The organism is Actinophytocola sp. (assembly GCF_050699935.1).
GTDB lineage: Bacteria > Actinomycetota > Actinomycetes > Mycobacteriales > Pseudonocardiaceae > Actinophytocola.
Genome location: NZ_JBOHGB010000041.1, coordinates 33,071 through 47,271 on the forward strand (window position 1 = coordinate 33,071; position 14,201 = coordinate 47,271).

The window sequence follows — 14,201 nt, forward strand, 5'->3', positions numbered from 1 at the left end:
GACCACAAGGGGTAATTTCGGGGAGGCGGCACAGATTCTTGCGCTCGCGGTGGGCGCGCTGATGTTCCTGTTCCCCTTCTACTACATGCTGATCGGCAGCCTGCAGTCCGAACCGGACACCACGCCGGCGGGCGCGCTGCCGGACCCGGGCAACCTGACCCTGGGCAACTACGCCGACATCGACGAGCGCCTGGACCTGGGCACTGCCCTGCTCAACTCCGGGATCTTCACCGGCGGCGTGCTGTTGTGCACGGTCGTGTTCGGCGTGCTGGCCGGCTACGCGCTGGCCCGGCTGCACTTCCGCGGCCGGGCGCTCGTGTTCAACGTCATGCTGCTGGTGCAGGTGATCCCGTTCCAGCTGCTGACGATCCCGCTGTACGTGCTCATCGTGCGCACCTACGGGCTCGCGGACACCCACCTCGGGATGATCCTGCCGTTCGCGATCAACTCGGCGGCGGTGTTCGTCTTCCGGCAGTACTTCCTGCAGCTGCCCCGGGAGCTGTTCGAGGCCGCCAAGGTGGACGGCGCGAGTGAGCTGGCGATCCTGGTCCGGATCGCGCTGCCGCTGGTGAAACCGGCGCTGCTGACCGCGGTGCTGCTGACCTTCATCGGGCCGTGGAACGAGTTCCTCTGGCCGTTCCTGATCACCAAGCAGGCGGACATGCAGCCGCTGGCCGTGGCGCTCGCGAACTACATGAGCAACGTCGCGGCGCGCGCGGCCAACCCGTACGGCGCGCTGCTCGCCGGGGCATGCGTGCTGGCGGCACCGGTGATCGTGCTGTTCGTCGTGTTCCAGCGCCGCTTCGTCGCCACCGACCTCGGATCCAGTGTGAAGGGTTGATCTTCTTGACTCCTCCGTACACCCTCACCCGCCTCGGCGTGCTGATGACCCCGGAGCCGGGCAACGAGCTCGAGGCGGAAGGCGTGCTGAACCCGGCGAGCGGTGTCGGCCCGGACGGCATGCTCTACCTGCTGCCCAGGCTGGTCGCGGCGGGCAACGTCTCCCGGGTCGGACTGGCCCAGGTGTCGGTTGTGGACGGTGTCCCGAGTGAGGTGCGGCGCCGGGGTGTGGTGCTCGCGCCGGACGAAGGCTGGGAGCGTGGCCGCAACAACGCGGGCGTGGAGGATCCACGGGTCACCTGGATCGCCCGGCTCGGCGTGCACGTGATGACCTACGTGGCCTACGGCCCGCTCGGCCCGAGGCTCGCGCTCGCGGTGTCCAAGGACCTCGCCGAGTGGCGCCGGCTCGGTCCGGTCCACCTCCGCTACCAACCCGGCCTGGACACCGACCTGAACCTGTTCCCCAACAAGGACGCGGTGTTCTTTCCCGAGCCGGTGCCCGGGCCGGACGGCAGGCCCGCGTACGCGATGCTGCACCGCCCGATGTGGGACCTCGGCTGGTTCCGCGAGGGCGAGGGCGTGCACCTGCCGGCCGGGGTCGGTGACGAGCGACCGGGCATCTGGGTGTCCTACGTGCCCGCCGCCGACGCCGAGCGGGACCTGGACTCCCTTGTGCTGCAGGGCAACCACCGCCTGGTCGCCCTGTCCGAGTACGAGTTCGAGGCGCTCAAGATCGGCGCCGGACCCGCGCCGATCCGCGTGGACGAGGGCTGGCTGCTGATCCACCACGGCGTGTCCGGCGCGATCGACGACCCGTGGGAACCGCAGCAGCAGCGGGTGTCCTACGCGGCCGGGGCGATGATCCTCGACCCGATCGACGTGAGCCGCGTGCTGGACCGCACGGCCGAGCCGATCCTGACCGCGGAGACCGACGACGAGCGGGTCGGCACCGTGCCCAACGTCGTGTTCCCCACGGCCGTCGAGGAGATCGACGGCGTTCGCTACGTGTTCTACGGCATGGCCGACACGAAGATCGGCGTCGCCCGGCTGGACCGGGTCACCTGAGGAGACCACCATGCGCCTGCCCGCCCTCGCTCTCACCGTCCTCATCGGACTGTCTGTCGTGGTGCCCGTGCCGGCGGCGGCCACCCCGGTGCCGCTGACCAACCTCGCGCACCTCAACTTCCTGGGCGACACCGTGTCGCCGCCCGAGCAGCCCGGCCACACCACCCACCGGCTTGCTCGCGAGCCGGCGATCGGTGTGCTGTGGACCTACGCCGACCGCCGCGACGACGGGCACTACGACCGGATCGGCGGCGGCGAGTACGACCCGGCGACCGACACCTACTCCCAGGGCGCCTTCAACGCCGACGACATCTCCCGCGCGTCGGTCGTGTACCTGCGACACTGGCGGCAGACCGGCGACGAGTCCAGCCGCGAGCACGCCCACCAGCTGCTGCGCGGGCTGACCTACCTGCAGACGACGGGCGGACCCCACGCCGGCAACGTGGTGCTGTGGATGCAGCCCGACGGCACGCTCAACCCGAGCGCGCGGCCGGTGGAGCTGCCGGACCCGTCCGACTCCGGCCCGTCGTACTGGCTCGCGCGGACGGTCTGGGCGCTCGGCGAGGGCTTCGCGGCCTTCCGTGGCACGGCGTTCGGGAGCTTCCTGCGGGACCGGCTGGACCTCGCGATCACCGCGCTGGACCGGCAGGTGCTGTCCCGGTACGGGCGGTGGCAGCTGGTCGACGGCGTCCGGGTGCCGGCATGGCTGGTCGTGGACGGCGCGGACGCGAGCGCCGAGGCGGTCCTCGGGCTGGCCGCGTACGTGTCGGCGGGTGGCGGCCGGGCGGCGCGCACGGCGCTCGCCCGGCTGGCCGAGGGCATCGCGGCGATGTCGCCGGGTACCCGGGCCGGCAGCTGGCCGTACGGCGCGATCCTGCCGTGGGCACTGTCTCGTTCGGACTGGCACGGGTGGGCGTCACAGATGCCGGCCGCCCTGGCCCGTGCCGCGGCCGTGTTGAACCGGCCGGACCTGGCCCGCCCGGCGGTCACGGACGCGGCGACGTTCACCCCGTACCTGCTGACCGCGGGCGGGCCGGACAACGGCTGGCTGCCCGCACCCGTGGACCGCACACAGATCGCGTACGGCGTGGACTCCCGGGTGTGGTCACTGCTCGCGACCGGGGCCGCGACCGGCAGCCCCGGCCCGCGGGCGCTGGCCGGGATCGCGGCCGGCTGGTTCTTCGGCGCCAACGCCGCGGGCGAGCCCACCTACGACCCGGCGTCCGGCCGGACCGCGGACGGGGTGAGCGGCGAGGGCGTGGTCAACCGCAACTCTGGCGCGGAGTCGACGATCCATGGGCTGCTGACGATGCTGGCCCTGGACGCGTCGCCGGCGCTGGCGCGCGTGGCCCGGGACTCGGGCGCGGTGCGCCACCGTGAGTCCACCGTGCTCGTCGAGGGCGAGTCGGCCGCGGGTGGCGAGGTCGTCACGCCGCCGTCCGCGTGGACCGGGGAGTCGCAGTGGAGCGGCGGCGCGTACCTGCGGCTCGCCGCGGGTGACGGCGCGAAGCTCACCGTCCCGGCGGGCGGCCAGCCACGGCTCGTGCTGCCGGTCGTGGACACGCAGCCGGGCCACGGCACCACGTCGTGGTCGACGGGTGACCGGCGGCTCGGCAGGGTGGACCACGACGGTGCGCCGCAGGGCGCCTCGCCCGCGCCGGGCGCGCTGCTGCCGGTCACCCTGACCACTCCCCTGCCGCCCGGCGCGACCTCGCTCACCGCGACCGCCACCGGCAAGTCCACTGTGGACGCCGTGCTGCTGCGTCCAGAGGTGAGCCAGGTCGTGTACTCGCGGACGGCCGTGCTGCAGAGCGCGGCACCGGGCCCGCGCACCCGGCCGGTCACCGTCCCGGCCGGGACCCGCGTGACGGTCCACGGATACGACGGGACGGGGCGGCCGGTCACCCGTGCGACCGCGACCGGCCCGACGGTGCTCGCCCGCGTCGTCGCCGGCGGGTTCACCGTGCTGCGCTGGTGAACGCGAGGATCGTCAGCCGACCCGGAGCCGCGCCTGCAGCGGGAGGTGGTCGGACGGGAACTGTCCATTGTGGGCGAAGATGTTCAGGCCGACCTCGTCCACGGTCACGTCGCCGCGCGTGAGGATCCAGTCGATCCGCCGGCCGTTCGGCTCCAGCGGGCGGTAGTCGTGCCAGGTCCGGTACGCCGGGCTGCGCTGGCGCTTGGCCACGAGCCAGGCGTCGCGCAGCATGCCGTCCCGCATGAGGATGTCGTACGGGGCGGAGTCGCCGCCCGCGTCGTTGAAGTCCCCCAGGATGATCACCGGCAGCTCCGCGGGGAACCGCGCGACCCGGTCCCGGATCATGGCCGCGGCACGCTCGCGCGCGTAGGTGGACTCGTCGTCGAGATGCGTGTCGAGCGCGACGAACTCGGTGCCGGTGCGCCGGTCGTGGAACCGGACCCAGGTGACCATGCGGACGGAGTCGTTGCCCCAGGTGTTCGAGCCGACCACGTCCGGCGTGTCGGACAGCCAGAAGTGGTCGAACTCCACCGGTTCCAGCCGCCGCGTGTCGAAGAAGATCGCCATGAACTCGTCCCGGCTGCCGCCGAGCCGGCCCTCGCCGACCCAGTCGTAGTGGTCGGGCAGGTCGTCGTCGATGTCGCGCAGCTGCGGGTAGAGCCCTTCCTGGGTGCTGATGAGCGTCGGCTGCTCAAGGCGGAAGAGCTCGGCCATCACCGGGCGCCGCTGCGACCACGAGTGCGGCCGCTCGTCGGAGGCGAAGCGCAGGTTGAACGTCATGACGTGCAGCTCGTCACCGCGCGCCGGGCCCATGAGCGGCATGGTCTGGTCCCGGTCGGCCACCGCGGGCTGGGTCTGCGGCAGCCCGAACACCAGCATCAGCACGCCGGTCAGGCCGAGCAGACGACGCCACCGGCGAGGCATGTACACCCTCCGATCACTCGGCCCGGTGACCATTGTAGGGACCTTGACGCCTCCGGGTGATCTTTCGTGGACTCACCGAGGGCGGACTCACTGAGGCAGACTCACGGGGGCAGAGGAGGATCCGATGGATACCACATCGTTCGTCGTGCTGGTGGTGGCGACGATCGCGGCCGGGCTGCTCGCCGGCCTGTTCTACGCCTACTCGTGCTCGGTGATGCCGGGCCTGGGCCGCGGCGACGACAGGACGTTCGTCGAGGGCATGCGCGGGATCAACGTCGCGATCGTCAACGGCTGGTTCCTCCTGTCGTTCCTGGGCGCGCCGCTGCTGTCCGGGGTCGCGTTGCTCCTGCATCTGGGCGCCGGGCCGGAGCTGTGGTGGCTCGTCGCGGCGTTCGCGTGCCTGCTGGCGATGCTCGTGATCACCCGGGTGGTGCACATCCCGATGAACGACGCGCTCGACGCGGGCGGGGACGACTACGCGGAGGTGCGCGCACGGTTCGAGACGTCGTGGGTGCGGTGGAACGTGCTGCGGACGGTGGTCTCGGTCGCCGGGTTCGGCTGCCTCGTCACCGCCCTGGCGAGCCGCTAGTGTCCCGCCGGTGACCGAGTTCGACCTCGCCCTCGCCGACGGCCGCACGCTGCACGTCTACGACACCGGGCCGGCGGGCGAGCTCGTCGTGTACTGGCACCACGGGACGCCGAACATCGGCACGCCACCCGAGCCGCTGGTCACGGATGCCGAGCTCGGCATCCGTTGGGTGTCGCACGACCGGCCCGGCTACGGGGGCTCGACGCCGCTTCCCGGCCGGAGTGTCGGGTCCGCGGCCACGGATGTCGCGAGCGTCGCGGACGCGCTGGGCATCGACCGGTTCGCGGTGCTGGGCCACTCGGGCGGCGGGTCGCACGCGCTCGCGTGCGGCGTGCTGCTGTCCGACCGAGTGCTCGCGGTCGTCAGCGCGGCCGGCATCGCGCCGTTCGGCGCCGACGGGCTCGACTGGTTCGCGGGCATGTCGGACTCGAGCCTGGGTTCGCTGTGTGCGGCCGCCGCCGGACGCGCCGCGAAGGAGGCCTACGAGACGCGGGAGGACAACCCGGAGCTGGAGTTCCCTCCGCCGGACCTCGCCGCGTTCGAGGGCCCGTGGGGGTGGTTCGGCTCGGTCGTCCGGCCGGCCCTCGCGGCGGGACCTGGACCGCTGATCGACGACGATCTCGCGTACGTGTCCCCGTGGGGCGCCGATCCGGGGTCGCTCACCGCGCCGGTCCTGCTCCTGCATGGTGGGCTCGACCTGGTCATCCCCAGCTCGCACGCCGACTGGCTCGCGGCCCGCTGCCCGTCCGCCGAGCTGCGCCTACGCCCCGACGACGGGCACATCTCCGTCCTCGACGCGGCGCCGGCCGCCCTGGAGTGGTTGCGCGCCAGGTGTTGAGGAGCGGCCGGCGGTGCGGTGCCCTAAGCCGGCAGCGCCAGCAGGTCCTCGTGGGCGATCGTCGCCCGCAGCCGGCCCGAGGTGCACTCGTCGAGGCGGTGGCGCAGGTACGGGACGGCGTCGCGGGCCAGGTCCGGGTCCTGCTCGCACGCGGCCGACACCCAGCCCTGCAGCCACTGCGCGGTCAGCGCCGGGTCCCGAGGGCCGAGCCGCCACGGGCTGGGCCGCCGGTGCACGACAGCGCCCAGACCCTCGAACGCCCGCGTCGCCGCGTCCGCCGAGTCCGGGCCGAGCAACCGGCGGCCGTCCACCGTGCGCCGCTGGTGGGCGTTGAACGCCGCCTCGACCGCGGCGTCGAGAGGATCGACGGGATCCAGCGACACCCGGCCGACCACGGACAACGCCAGCAGCGCGGGGCACCCGGCGCCGACACACGCGACCGCGAGCCCCATGACCTCCTCGACGGTCAGCAGGTCCAGCAGCGCCGACCCGGTCACCAGGGACGTGCCGGCCAGGTCCGCCGCGGCCAGCAGCGTCAGGTCCCGTTCGTCGATCACCGCCGTCGCCGGGCTCGGCAGGCTCGACGCCGCCCGCGCGAGCAACGCCGGGTCGCGGTCGGTGAGGATCCAGTGCTGCGGCCCGGGCAGCCGCCCGGCCAGCCAGCGGCTCATCGACCCGGTGCCGCAGCCGAGGTCGCGGATCACGAGCTCGTCGCCGGCCAGGTGGGCGCGAAGCGGCTCGAGCAACTCGGCCGCGCGGGCCGCGGCATCCGCGTCCTCGCGCAACGCGAGCCACTCCGCTGCGAACTGGGTGGTGGTCACCGCCACGCGGCCCTCCTGTGATCGACTACTGATCGACTTCCGGCTTCCGTCACTCCTTAACACGCGGCCCGCGCCCGGGAAGTTCATCGCGGCGGAAACCGCAGGTCACTCCAGTCGGACGGGTGCTGTAGAACCATCCGGAGCAACCAGACGTATTCACGGCAGAAGCTAGAGAAACCCAGGAGGAACGCGTGGCCGTGATGACAGTATCTCCGGCGCGAACCCTGATCGCCGGAGCGGCCGCGCAGGTCGTCCTGTTCATCGGGTTGGCCATGGCGACCGGGCTCGGCCCGTCGGGCTGGCTGACCGGGATCGCCTACCTCGTGATCGGCTGCGCCGCCATCACCACCGGGCTGCGCCACTACGGCGTGACGTCGTTGGGCCCGGCCGACCTCGTCACCCTGGCCCGTGCCGTGCTGATCGGCGGTGTGACCGCGCTCGTCGCGGACATCCCCGAACCGGTCCCGGTCACGCCGCTCGTCGTGCTCGCCGCCGTGGCGCTGTCCCTGGACGCGATCGACGGCCAGGTCGCCCGGCGCACGGGCACCGTCTCCCCGTTCGGCGCCCGGTTCGACATGGAGACCGACGCGTTCCTCATCCTGGTGCTCAGCGTGTACCTCGCCACCACGGTCGGCCCGTGGGTGTTGGCCATCGGCGTGATGCGCTACGTCTTCGTGGTCGCCGGCCGGCTGCTGCGGTGGATGCGCGCGGACCTGCCGCACAGCATGATCCGCAAGACCGTCGCCGCCGCGCAGGGCATCATCCTGGCCATCGCCGCGTCGGGCCTGCTCCCCGACCCGGGCACGGTGCTGATCCTCGGCGTGGCGCTCGCGGCGCTCGCCGGGTCGTTCGGCCACGACGTCGTCTGGCTCCACCGCAACCGCGCGGACGCGCCCGAGGCCGAGACCGCCGACGAGGAGCCGGCCCGCTCGAGGCGGCGACGCGTCCTGGCCGGTGTGGGCACCGGCCTGGCCTGCGTGCTCGTGCTGTTCGCGCTGATCGCGCCCAACCGGATCGGCGACCTCACGCCCACCGCGTTGGCGCGGATCCCCATCGAGGCGCTGATCGGCATCGCGCTCGTGCTCCTCCTGCCGAGGATCGCGCGGCGGGTGGCGGCCGTGCTCGTCGGCCTGAGCCTCGGGCTGCTGCTGGTCGTCAAGCTGACCGACATGGGCTTCAACGAGGTGCTCGCCCGGCCGTTCGACCTCGTCTTCGACTGGAGCTTCCTCGGCCCGGGTGTGGAGTACCTCGCCGGTGAGATCGGCCAGCTGGGTGCGACGCTCACCGTGATCGGCGTGGTGGTGCTCATCATCAGCCTGCTGGTCCTCACGACCGTGGCGGTGCTGCGGCTGAGCCGCCTCATGGTGCAACGGCGCACGACGGCGACCCGCTCGATCGCGGTGCTCGGCGTGGTGTGGCTGGTGTGCGCCGTGCTCGGCGTGCAGTTCACCCAGGACGTGCCGGTCGCCTCCCGCAGCGCCTCCGACGCGGTCTTCGACAAGGCCAAGTCGGTGCGCGCCGGGCTGCTCGACCCGGAGCAGTTCGCGAAGGAGGCGGCCGTCGACGACTTCCGCCTGACGCCCGGCGACGAGCTGCTGACCGAGCTGCGCGGCAAGGACGTCATGCTCACCTTCATCGAGAGCTACGGCCGCGTGGCGATTCAGGACCCGCTGATCGCACCGGGCGTGGACGCGAAGCTCGACGCCGGCACCGAGAAGCTGCGCGCGGCCGGGTTCGAGGCCAAGAGCGGCTTCCTGGCGTCGTCGACGTTCGGCGGCGGCAGCTGGCTCGCGCACGCCTCGCTCCAGTCCGGCCTGTGGGTCAACAACCAGCAGCGCTACGACGCGCTCACCGCCGGCGACCGGATGTCGCTGACCAAGGCGTTCAAGCGGGCCGGCTGGGACACGGTCGGTGCCTCGCCGCAGATCAAAGGGGACTGGCCGGAGGGCGAGTACTTCGGCTACGACAAGACGTACACCTGGGACAACCTGAACCCGGACTACGCGGGCCCGACGTTGGCCTACTCCAAGATGCCCGACCAGTACCTGCTGCAGTACTTCCAGCAGCACCACCGCGCCACGCCCAACCACACGCCGGTGATGGCCGAGCTGGACCTCACCTCGAGCCACTCTCCGTGGGCGCCGCTGCCCAAGCTGCTCGACTGGAAGGACGTCGGCGACGGCTCCATCTACGAGCACGCCACGAACGGCAAGCGGGGCAAGGACTTCTGGCCCGACCAAACGAAGGTCAAGGGCGCGTTCGGCGACGCGATCGAGTACGTGCTCGACACGCTCATCTCCTACGTCCAGACCTACGGCGACGAGAACCTCGTGCTGATCTTCCTCGGCGACCACCAGCCGGCACCCATCGTCAGCGGGGTGGACGCGCACCACGACGTGCCGATCACGATCGTCGCCAAGGACCCGGCGGTGCTGGAGCGGATCAGCCACTGGAACTGGCACGACGGGCTCAACCCGGGCCCGAGGGCACCGGTGTGGAAGATGAGCAAGTTCCGCGACCGGTTCCTGACCGCCTTCGGTCCGTCGAACTCCGAACAGCTCGCCTCACCTCGCTGACCGGCGCGGCGTCCCGGGGTGATCGGTTCGCCACGCGCCGTCGAACGGTCTGGCCGGTAACCCACGGCGTTCGTACCGTTGACCGGTGCGCGTGCTGGTGACATCGACATCGGGCGCCGGGCACTACGGGCCGCTGGCACCGTTCGTCCGGTCGTTGCGCCGCGGCGGGCACGACGTACTCGTGGCCGCGCCGGACTCGCTGCGTCCGTCGGTGCGGGACGCGGAGTTCTGGCCCGTCGCCGACCCGCCGGCCGAAGAGCTGGCGGCCGCGCACGGGCGGCTGGCCGGCATGTCGCACGACGAGGCCAACGCGTGGATCGTCGGCGAGGTGTTCGCCCGCCTCGACGCCACGGCCGCGCTCCCCCGGATCCGGGACGCGATCACGTCGTGGCGGCCGGACGTGGTGGTCCGCGAGACGGCGGAGTTCGCCGGTGCGGTCGCGGCGGACCTGCACGGCGTCCCACACGCGCGAGTCGCTATCGGGCTCGCGTCGTTGGAGCGGATGATGGTCCCCGTCGCGGCGCCACAGGTCGACACGTTGCGTGCCGCGCACGGGTTGCCCGGCCCGCACTCCCTCGACGACGAGCCGCACCTGACGCTGTTCCCGGCGGGACTCGAGGATCCGCTCTCGCCCGGGTTCGCCCACACGGCACGGTTCCGCGACCCGTCGTGGGTGGTGTCGCGGCCTGGTGCACGGCCGTTCGTGTACGTCACGTTCGGCAGCGTGGCCGGCGGGATCCCGGCACTGGCCGAGTTCTACGCGGCGGCGTTGGCCGCGGTCGCCGGCTTGGACGCGGACGTGCTGCTGACCGTCGGCCGCCACGCGGACCCGGCGTCGTTCGGCCCGGTGCCGGGGCACGTGCGGGTCGAGCGTTGGGTCGATCAGGCCTCCGTGCTCGAGCGGGCGTCCGCGGTGGTGTGCCACGGCGGCGGCGGTTCGACGCTGGGCGCGCTGGCGGCCAGCGTGCCGCTGGTCGTGGTGCCGCTGTTCGCCGGGGACCAGCACATCAATGCCCGCCGGGTGGCCGCGGCCGGCGCAGGCCTGGTCGCGTCACCGCCGCAGATCCGGGCAGCTCTGTCCACGGTGCTCACCGACGCGTCCTACCGGGTCGCCGCCGCCGGACTCGCGGCCGAGCTCGCCGCCCACCCGTCCACCGACGAGGCCGCGGACGTGCTGGCCGCCTATTGGTCCGGTGTGGACAGATAGGTCGGCTCGTGCTCTTGCTGCTCGTGCTCCCGCTGGAGGGGGATGGCCGAGGATCCGTGCTCGGAGTCGGACTCCGCGGGGAGCGGCTGGAGCAACGGCCCGGCCCCGGTGAGCAACTCCCGGGCGGCGGCGATCTGGTTGGCGACGCGATCGTGGACGCCGCGGAGATCGTCGACCTCCCGCCTGGCCGCTCCGACCCGGCGGCCGGCCTCCACACGGGCCCCGTCGAGCACCCGGTCGGCCTCGACGCACGCGTACTCGAGGAGCCGGTCGGCCTCGGCCCGGGCCTCGCCGACGAGCCGGTCGGCCTCGGCGCACGCGTCGTCGAGGAGCCGGTCGGCGTCCGCGCGGGCCTCGCCGGCGGTGTGCTCGGCGTTCGTGCGTGCGGTGCCGAGGAGCCGGACCGCCTCGCTGCGTGCCTCACCCACCACACGGTCGGCCTCCGCGCGAGCCTCGCCGACCACGCGGTCGGCCTCGGCATGCGCGTCGCCGACCAGCCGGGTCGTCTCGGCCTGGGATTCGCGGACCCGCCGGTCGGCCCGGCCGTGTGCCTCGTCCACGAGCCGGTCGGCCTTGACGTGGGCCTCGCTGACGAGCCGGGCGGCCTCGGTGCGTGCGTCGTGGAGGAGCCGGGTGGCGTGCTCGGCGGCGTCGCGGGTGCGCCGGTCGGCCTGCTCGGCGGCGGTGCTGACGAGGCCTTCCGCCTCCGCCGTCGCCGAGCCCACCAATCGCTGCGCCTCCCCGGTGGCGGTACCGATGAGGTGCTCCGCCTTCGCAGTGGCGGCGGCGATCCGGTGGTCGGCCTCGGCCATCGCGGTGACGACCCGCCGCTCGCCCTCGGCGGTGCCGGCGGCGACGAGGTCTTCCGCCTTGCCGGTCGCGGTCGTGACGAGCCGCCTCGCCTCCGCGTCGGCCGTGCTCACCAGGCCATCGGCCTTCCGGGTCGCCGAGTGCACCAACCGCTCGGACTCGGTGGTGGCGAAGCGGACCAGCCGCTCGCCCTTGCCGGTGGCCGCCTCGACCCGCCGCTCCCCGTCGGCAATGGCCGAGGTCACGAGGCGACCGCTCACCGACCCGGCGGCGGTGACCAGCCGCCCGGCGTGGTGGGTGGCGGCGCCGAGCCGCCTGTCCGACTCCGCGATCGCGGAGCTCACCAACGTCCCACTCACGGCCGCACCGGTCCGTACCAGCCGGCCGGACGCCTCGTTCGCCGCGCGTACCCGGCCCTCGGACTCCGCGACCGCCGAGCGCAGCACGCTCCCACTCACCGTGGCGCCCGCCCGCACCAACCGACCCGACGACTCATCCGCGGCCGCGACCCGGCGTTTCGCCTCCGCGATGCCCGCCGCCACGACGCTGCCGTTCACCGCGGCGCCGGCTCGCACCAGACGCCCCGCCGACTCGTTCGCCGCGCGTACCCGGCCCTCGGACTCCGCGACCGCCGAGCGCAGCACGCTCCCACTCACCGTGGCGCCCGCCCGTACCAGCCGGCCGGACGCCTCGTTCGCCGCGCGTACCCGGCCCTCGGACTCGGCGATCGCCGACGCCACCAGGTGACCGCTCACCGCCGCACCCGCACGCACCAACCGACCCGACGCCTCATCCGCCGCCATCAACCGACGCGACGACTCGGCGAGCGCGGAACCCAGCACGTGGCCGCTCGTGGTGGCGGCGGCCGTGACCAGCCGGCCGGCCGTCGAGCTCGCCGAGTTCAGGCGCCAGCGGGACTCGCCGAGTGCGGCCGTGACCAGGTGGCCGCTCATCGCCGCGGCGGCCGAGAGCAGGCGGCCCGACGACTCGTTCGCCGCCATCAGGCGGCGGTCGGCCTCCTCGCGTGCCGCGAGCTTCTGCTCGGCGATCTCCCGCATGGCCCGGGTGCGCCGGCTGGCCATCGCCACCTCGAAGTCCGCCTCGATGCGCTCGCGGCGGCGGGTGGCCTGTTCGTCCAGCTCCTGGCTCCGCCGCTCGGCCTCGGTGGTCATCACGGCCACCTCGACGCGCGTCTGCTGCAGCATCGCGTGGTGCTCGTGCTCCATCTCGCGACGGCGCTTGTCCAGGTCCGTGATCGACTCCTCGTAGCGCACCCGCAGCCGCCCGGCCGCCTCCTGCGCGGTCGCCCAGCAGTGTTCGGCCGCCACCCGGGCGCGCGTGGTGACCTCCGCCGCTTGGTCGTTGGCCAGCTCGAGCATCCGCCGCAGCCGCTCCTGCAGGCCCGACGGGTCGACCGGCGTCCGGCACACCCGGTCCACCTGCTGGCGGAGCCGGCCGTTCTCCGCGCGGAGCTGCTCGACCTGTCTGGCAAGGGCCTCGGCCAGTTGAGCGTTCGCGTCCCGATCGGCCGCCAGGCTGCGCAGCTCCTCCTCGACACTCGCCACATACCTGCGCACCGGACCCCGCCGGTACCCGCGCAGCACCACGTCGAACCCGGTACGTAGCGGAACCAGCTCGCTGCCGTCGCTCACTCGGCCCTCACTCCCTCCGCTGTCCTTTATGGACTGTTGATGCGGTTGCGGCCGAAAACCTTGTCTTCCCAGGTATACCGCAGTCGACGCACGCAGTGAAAGGGCCAGAAGGGGCTGTGATCGTTTCGTTCAGATGCCCGGTAGGACACCGCCGTCGTCGGGCGGCATCGATCCGCTCAGGTCGCGCTCGTTCGTCCGAAGTAGACAGTGACTCGGAGATACGTCAGGCGGCCGGTCGCGATCCGGCCCGGTAGGAGCCCGTTGACCAGGATGTTTCGTGGGCCGAGCTCCCCGGCAAGCGCCTTCGCCACCATCGCCGGCCCAGGCCGCGGGCCTGTTCGAGCGGCCCAGGTCGCCGATCGGCACGTGCCACGCGGACCGCCCCTGCTCGTCGGTCACCGCCAGCACCGGCGCCACCGGGGCCCCACGCCGACCACCAGCGAAAGTGGCCCTGCCGGCGCACCGGCAGGGCCACCCTTCTCCCCGGTCAGCCGGCCGAGAGCCGGGCCCGCAACGCCGCGACCAGCTCGGCGCGGTTGCCCGCGAGCAGCTTCTGCCGCAGCCGCGCCACGTGCTGCTCCACGGTCTTCGGCGAGATGTACAGGCGGGCGCCGATCTCCTTCTGGGTTAGACCGTCGAGCAGCAGCTCGCCCACCGATCGCTCCCGTTTGGACAGTCCGGAGACCGCCGCGCCGGGATCGTCGGTCGCGACGGTCGCGCGCAGCGCACGGCCGGCAGCCAGCAGCTCGCGGACCTCGGTGGGCTCGGCCAGCTTCGCAGCCGCCGCACCGCACAGGGCCGCGCCCTCCCACGGGCGGCCCGCGTCGGCCAGCCCCTCGGCCGCGGACCGTGCCGCCGCCGCGTCGACGACCGACGCGAGGATCGACGCCCACACCCGCGC

At 73.1% G+C, this 14,201-nt stretch carries 11 protein-coding genes; 7 read left to right on the forward strand and 4 right to left on the reverse strand.

The window, feature by feature from the left end:
- The first annotated feature begins 49 nt into the window (after positions 1-49).
- The 3 genes from ACRDTB_RS15915 to ACRDTB_RS15925 are packed head-to-tail and all read left to right on the forward strand — an operon-like array spanning position 50 to position 3,883.
- Positions 50-841 carry a carbohydrate ABC transporter permease gene (locus ACRDTB_RS15915; RefSeq protein WP_431431069.1) on the forward strand — a complete coding sequence of 264 codons (792 nt, stop codon included), beginning with the start codon at positions 50-52 and terminating at the stop codon, positions 839-841.
- A gap of 5 nt (positions 842-846) precedes the next feature.
- Positions 847-1,905, forward strand: coding sequence for a glycoside hydrolase family 130 protein (locus ACRDTB_RS15920; protein ID WP_431431070.1), 1,059 nt, complete (start codon positions 847-849; stop codon positions 1,903-1,905).
- Positions 1,906-1,915: 10 nt separating this feature from the next.
- Complete coding sequence (locus ACRDTB_RS15925) at positions 1,916-3,883, forward strand: hypothetical protein (RefSeq protein WP_431431071.1); 1,968 nt, start codon at positions 1,916-1,918, stop codon at positions 3,881-3,883.
- A gap of 12 nt (positions 3,884-3,895) precedes the next feature.
- Here the strand turns inward: ACRDTB_RS15925 and ACRDTB_RS15930 are convergent, their stop codons facing one another.
- Entirely contained in the window at positions 3,896-4,807 is a 912-nt protein-coding gene (locus tag ACRDTB_RS15930; protein ID WP_431431072.1) for an endonuclease/exonuclease/phosphatase family protein, read from the reverse strand.
- A gap of 124 nt (positions 4,808-4,931) precedes the next feature.
- Here ACRDTB_RS15930 and ACRDTB_RS15935 point away from each other — a divergent pair, with 124 nt between their 5' ends.
- Positions 4,932-5,396: a DUF1772 domain-containing protein gene (locus tag ACRDTB_RS15935; protein ID WP_431431073.1), complete on the forward strand. Its 465-nt coding sequence runs from the start codon at positions 4,932-4,934 to the stop codon at positions 5,394-5,396.
- Between the two features lie 10 nt (positions 5,397-5,406).
- On the forward strand, positions 5,407-6,234 hold the full coding sequence (locus ACRDTB_RS15940; protein ID WP_431431074.1) for an alpha/beta fold hydrolase: 828 nt from the start codon (positions 5,407-5,409) through the stop codon (positions 6,232-6,234).
- Between the two features lie 23 nt (positions 6,235-6,257).
- On the opposite strand, the gene ACRDTB_RS15945 is transcribed toward ACRDTB_RS15940, so the two are convergent.
- Positions 6,258-7,055, reverse strand: a complete 798-nt coding sequence (locus ACRDTB_RS15945; protein WP_431431079.1) for an SAM-dependent methyltransferase — start codon at positions 7,053-7,055, stop codon at positions 6,258-6,260.
- A 200-nt stretch (positions 7,056-7,255) separates the two neighbouring features.
- Here ACRDTB_RS15945 and ACRDTB_RS15950 point away from each other — a divergent pair, with 200 nt between their 5' ends.
- Together ACRDTB_RS15950 and ACRDTB_RS15955 are read left to right on the forward strand one after the other, a co-directional pair.
- Positions 7,256-9,631, forward strand: coding sequence for a CDP-alcohol phosphatidyltransferase family protein (locus ACRDTB_RS15950; RefSeq protein WP_431431080.1), 2,376 nt, complete (start codon positions 7,256-7,258; stop codon positions 9,629-9,631).
- An 85-nt stretch (positions 9,632-9,716) separates the two neighbouring features.
- Complete coding sequence (locus tag ACRDTB_RS15955) at positions 9,717-10,838, forward strand: glycosyltransferase (RefSeq protein WP_431431075.1); 1,122 nt, start codon at positions 9,717-9,719, stop codon at positions 10,836-10,838.
- Here ACRDTB_RS15955 and ACRDTB_RS15960 read toward each other — a convergent pair.
- Both ACRDTB_RS15960 and ACRDTB_RS15965 read right to left on the reverse strand, forming a co-directional pair.
- On the reverse strand, positions 10,814-13,300 hold the full coding sequence (locus ACRDTB_RS15960; RefSeq protein ID WP_431431076.1) for a hypothetical protein: 2,487 nt from the start codon (positions 13,298-13,300) through the stop codon (positions 10,814-10,816). The genes ACRDTB_RS15955 and ACRDTB_RS15960 overlap by 25 nt on opposite strands.
- Positions 13,301-13,787: 487 nt before the next feature.
- A partial coding sequence (locus tag ACRDTB_RS15965) for a LuxR C-terminal-related transcriptional regulator (protein WP_431431077.1) occupies positions 13,788-14,201 on the reverse strand: 414 nt, incomplete at its 5' end.